This is a genomic window from Variovorax sp. P4_D9 (assembly GCF_056401695.1).
This window is the reverse complement of the sequence record NZ_JBFUIU010001233.1, coordinates 1-1,972: the sequence shown is the minus strand read 5'-3', so window position 1 is coordinate 1,972 and position 1,972 is coordinate 1. Positions and strand designations below refer to the sequence as shown.

Here is a 1,972-nt window from a genome sequence, read left to right as displayed (position 1 = left end):
GGCCTCACGATCGCCTACACCGATGCCAAGGGCGGCGCGCAATCGCTTGAGGTTGACAAGCTGATCGTCTCGATCGGCCGCGTTCCGAACACCATCGGCCTCAACGCCGAAGCGGTGGGCCTGAAGCTCGACGAGCGCGGCGCCATCGAGGTTGACGAAGAGTGCCGCACCAGCCTGCCCGGCGTCTGGGCCATCGGCGACGTGGTGCGCGGCCCGATGCTCGCGCACAAGGCCGAGGAAGAGGGCGTGGCGGTGGCCGAGCGCATTGCCGGCCAGCACGGGCATGTCAACTTCAACACGATTCCGTGGGTGATCTACACCTCGCCGGAAATCGCCTGGGTCGGCCAGACCGAGCAGGAGCTCAAGGCCAGCGGCCGGGCCTACAAGGCCGGCACCTTTCCATTCCTCGCGAACGGCCGGGCGCGCGCCCTGGGCGACACCACCGGCATGGTCAAGTTCCTGGCCGACGCGGCCACCGACGAGATCCTCGGCGTCCACATGGTCGGCCCGATGGTCAGCGAGCTGATCTCCGAAGCCGTGGTGGCGATGGAGTTCAAGGCCAGTGCCGAGGACATCGCACGCATCTGCCATGCGCACCCGTCGCTGTCGGAAGCCACCAAGGAAGCTGCGCTCGCCATCGACAAGCGCACGCTGAACTTCTGAGTACGTGAAGACCGTCAGGCAGGTGTACGACGCCGAGCTGGTTGCGCGGGGTTACCAAAGCGACCCCGCGCAGCTGCACGCCGTGGAAGCCCTTGACCGCTGTGCGCGGGAGTGGGGCGAGTACAAGGCGCAGCGTTCCAACGCCTTCAAGAAGCTGATCAACCGGCCGGAGATCCCGCGCGGGGTCTACATGTACGGCGGCGTCGGGCGCGGCAAGAGCTTCCTGATGGATTGCTTCTACAACGCGGTGCCGCTCAGGCGCAAGACGCGGCTGCACTTCCACGAGTTCATGCGCGAGGTGCACCGCGAGCTGGCTGAATTGCAGGGCACGGTCAATCCGCTGGACGAACTCGGCCTTCGGATCTCCAAGCGCTACAAGCTGATCTGCTTCGACGAGTTCCATGTCGCCGACATCACCGATGCGATGATCCTGCACCGCTTGCTGGCGGCCTTGTTCGACAACGGGGTGGGCTTCGTCACGACGTCGAATTTCAAGCCCGACGATCTTTATCCGGGCGGGCTGCACCGCGACCGCATCCTGCCGGCGATCGCGCTGCTGAACCAGCGGCTGGAGGTTCTCAGTGTCGACAACGGCACCGACTACCGGCGCCGCACGCTCGAACAGGTGCGGCTCTACCTGACGCCCAACGGCGCGGCGGCCGACAAGGAAATGCGCAAGGCCTTCGAACGCATCGCCGAGAGCGCCGACGAGAACCCGGTGCTGCACATCGAGTCGCGCGAGATCCACGCGCGGCGCAAGGCCGGCGGCGTGGTCTGGTTCGATTTCAAGACCTTGTGCGGCGGTCCGCGTTCGCAGAACGACTATCTCGAGATTGCGAGCCAGTTCCATACCGTGCTGCTGTCCGACGTGCCGTACATGCCGGTTCGGATGGCCTCTGAAGCACGTCGTTTCACCTGGCTGGTCGACGTGTTCTACGATCGACGCGTGAAATTGATCATGTCCGCCGAAGTGCCGCCCGAGGCGTTGTACACCGAGGGTCCGCTGGCCCATGAGTTTCCGCGCACGGTGTCGCGCCTCAACGAGATGCAGTCGACCGAATTCCTGGCGCTTGAGCGCCGCAACGTCGACACCCGCCTGACATGAAGAACATCGTCCTTGCCCTGCTGATCTGTCTTGCCGCGGCGCCACTCTGGGCGCAGTCGGGCGCGACCACGGGCGGGGCCGACCTCGACGCCGAGCGCGCCAGGCTGGCCGAGGAGCGCAAGGCGATCAGCGCGCGCTACGACACCGAGCGGGCCGCCTGCTACAAAAAGTTCGCGGTCGAGGGTTGCCTGGAGGAGAGCCGGC

General features: G+C 65.8%; 2 protein-coding genes and 1 pseudogene. All 3 read left to right on the top strand.

Going from position 1 to position 1,972, the window contains the following annotated elements; all coding sequences use genetic code 11:
- Window positions 1-663 (top strand): FAD-dependent oxidoreductase (locus AC1DY5_RS53375; RefSeq protein WP_478122309.1); only part of this gene is annotated, 663 nt, incomplete at its 5' end.
- A gap of 4 nt (window positions 664-667) precedes the next feature.
- Complete coding sequence (gene zapE / locus AC1DY5_RS53370) at window positions 668-1,768, top strand: cell division protein ZapE (RefSeq protein WP_478122308.1); 1,101 nt, start codon at window positions 668-670, stop codon at window positions 1,766-1,768.
- A pseudogene (locus AC1DY5_RS53365) lies at window positions 1,765-1,972 on the top strand (hypothetical protein); the annotation flags it as partial. The gene zapE and the pseudogene AC1DY5_RS53365, both read left to right, overlap by 4 nt.